Source organism: Paraburkholderia dipogonis, assembly GCF_042680985.1.
GTDB lineage: Bacteria > Pseudomonadota > Gammaproteobacteria > Burkholderiales > Burkholderiaceae > Paraburkholderia > Paraburkholderia phytofirmans.
Genome location: NZ_JBHUFR010000036.1, coordinates 18,209 through 20,182, shown reverse-complemented (window position 1 = coordinate 20,182; position 1,974 = coordinate 18,209). Strand labels below are relative to the sequence as shown.

Sequence of the window (1,974 nt, the reverse complement as noted above, 5' to 3'; positions counted from 1 at the left end):
AATGTACATCGACTTCCGCAACCGGCTGCGCATCCAGTTCGACTGGGACCGGCAGGTGGAACTGGATGGCTCAACCTCGATCTGGGTGCGCGTCATGAGCCAGTGGCAGGGTGGCGAGATGGGCGTCGTCGCACCTGGCCGGGCGGGACAGATGGTCCTCGTCGCTCACGTGCACGGCGACCCCGACCGGCCGGTTGTTGCGGGCTTCGTCGTGGACAGGTTCAACATGCCGCCGTGGGCCCTGCCGGCCAACGCGGCGCTCAGCGGCATCCGCAGCAGCAGCCTTGGGTATGGTCGGCGCTCGAACCATCTCGCGCTGGACGATACGCCCGGCCGGATGCAGGCGCAGCTCGCGAGCGACCAGGCGAATTCGCGGTTTGTGGCGGGGTTCAATACGCGCATCGACGGCAACCGGGGGCGCACCGAGGCGCGCGGCGAAGGGATCGAGATTGCCACCGATGCGCATGCGGTGATGCGGGCGAACCGGGGCTTGCTCGTAACGACCGAGACGCGTGCGGGCGCGACCGCTCCCGTGAAGGATATGGGCGAGACGGTACAGCGGCTTACGCAGGCGCGGCAACAGCATGAGGACCTGTCACTGCTCGCGAAGCAGCACAACGCGCAGACGCCGCAAGCGAGCCAGAGCGACGCGGCCAGCACGATCAGGACGCAGAACGAAGCGATCAGGGGCGGCGCACAGACGCCGGAGAATCCATCGCCGGAGATGACGCGTCCGGACGTGGTGATGGCGAGTGCGGCGGGCATCGCGACCACGGCCGCAGACAGCACGCACATGGCGAGCGCGAACGATCACGCGGTGACGGCGGGGCGGGACGTGAGTGTGTCGTTGGGACGTTCGCTGATTGCGTCGGTGCGCGGCGCGATCAGCCTGTTTGCCTGGCAGCTTGGCATGAAGCTGATCGCGGCGAAGGGGCGCGTGGAGATACAGGCGCAGAGCGACCAGATGGCACTGGCGGCGCTAAAGGACGTCACGATCAGCAGCACGGACGGCAGGATCGTGATCACGGCGGCAACGGAAGTCTGGCTCGGTGCGGGCGGGTCGTATATTCAGATCAACGGCAGCGGGATCACCAACGGGTCGCCGGGGCCGATTCTGGAGAAAGGCGCGTCATGGGACGTGCCGGGCCGGGACATCCAGTTGAAGACTTTCCCGCCTTTCAGTTCGGGCACGCCCACCGATGACCACATCCATTCACTGTGACGGCTTTCGTCCTGACAGACTCATGATTATCAGCCCTCCTTTTCTTTTCGCAGCGCAGCCGCAGCAGAACGACGCCATGACTACGGCGGACGCCGGCAACACGGTCGTCCCCGATGGCGACGTATGCACATCTGGCATGCTGGAATGCGAGCCGGGCAACGGCGCCTATCCGGTCAGCCACAATCTGGGCTGGCATGGCGGCCCGCATCTCAGGGCGCCGGAAGAAGGCGGCCACCCTCTGCTCGTGCGTGCCATCGCAGACGGCAGGGTTGTGTACATGCGCAAGACCGACACGACCCACAAGCCGACGCTCCAGTATCGCAACGTGCGCACGGATGACGGCTGCGTGGTCATCCGTCACGACACCGAGATCGGTGAAGGCGAGAACGCGAAGATCACCTATTACTCGGTCTACCTGCATATGCAGCAGGTGATGCCGACGCTCGCTGTCGGCAAGAAGGTCTACCGCAAGGACGTGGTCGGGACGCCCGGCCAGATATACGGCCAGTATCCGCAGATTCACTTCGAGATCGTCTGCGACGAGGCGAACCTGAAAAAGATGATTGGACGCGCGCCGGGGCCGCTAGGCAACACCCCGGCGCGCACCGATGCGGTGTATGGCGACATATGGTTCTTCATTCCTCGCGGCGCGAAGCTCTTCGCCAGTGAGCCGCACCCTTTCCGCGATGATGACAGCGCGCCGGCTATCGCGACGTTATACCCGCAGCCGTCTCTCGTACCGGCCGGAACGA

At 65.1% G+C, this 1,974-nt stretch carries 2 protein-coding genes; both read left to right on the top strand.

From position 1 onward, the window contains the following. Positions 1 to 1,222, top strand: a 1,222-nt coding sequence (gene vgrG, locus ACFSNN_RS37390; protein WP_377779216.1) for a type VI secretion system tip protein VgrG, incomplete at its 5' end; no start/stop codon positions are given. Continuing rightward, positions 1,200 to 1,974 (top strand): M23 family metallopeptidase (locus ACFSNN_RS37385; protein WP_377779215.1); only part of this gene is annotated, 775 nt, incomplete at its 3' end. The genes vgrG and ACFSNN_RS37385, both read left to right, overlap by 23 nt.